This is a genomic window from Citrobacter sp. wls708 (assembly GCF_005281255.1).
GTDB classification, from domain to species: domain Bacteria; phylum Pseudomonadota; class Gammaproteobacteria; order Enterobacterales; family Enterobacteriaceae; genus Citrobacter; species Citrobacter werkmanii.
In genome coordinates this window covers 1-476 of record NZ_SZXE01000020.1, presented here as the reverse complement: position 1 = coordinate 476, position 476 = coordinate 1, and the positions used below count along the sequence as shown (strand labels likewise).

1 protein-coding gene is annotated in these 476 nt (G+C 48.1%); it reads right to left on the bottom strand.

The annotated features are described in order from the left end of the window. On the bottom strand, positions 1–452 hold a 452-nt coding region (locus FDW97_RS15500; RefSeq protein WP_137351277.1), incomplete at its 3' end, for an isochorismatase family cysteine hydrolase. Positions 453–476: the final 24 nt, after the last annotated feature.

The window sequence follows — 476 nt, the reverse complement described above, 5'->3', positions numbered from 1 at the left end:
CTGGTAACAAAAGCATGTTGAGGTAGAATTTTTTCCAGTAAAAACACATTGGTTTCATGATCTGGATCTGCGCAGCAATCACTCACAACGATAAGGCGGTAATCCAGGTCAAACGCTTGCCCCACTGTAGAAAGCACAACGCCACTGGTCGTCACACCGGTAAGAATCAGCTCTTCGATGCCTTGAGCACGGAGAACCATCTCAAGTTCGGTAAACGAGAAAGCTCCGACTCTGCGTTTAACGATGACAACCTCATTCTCTGCCGGAGCGACATCAGGATGAATAGCCGTGCTCTCATTGTCAGCCATAAAAATTCCATTCTCTTTAATTGAAGAAAAGATCGTGTTGTTTTTGCTGACCTCTGGATACCCTTTGCGGAATCCGACACTGACATAAATGACCGGTACGCCTGCCGTGCGCGCAGCGGCTATCAGTGATGCGGTATTGCGGATAACGTTTCCAGCGCTTTCTTGCGG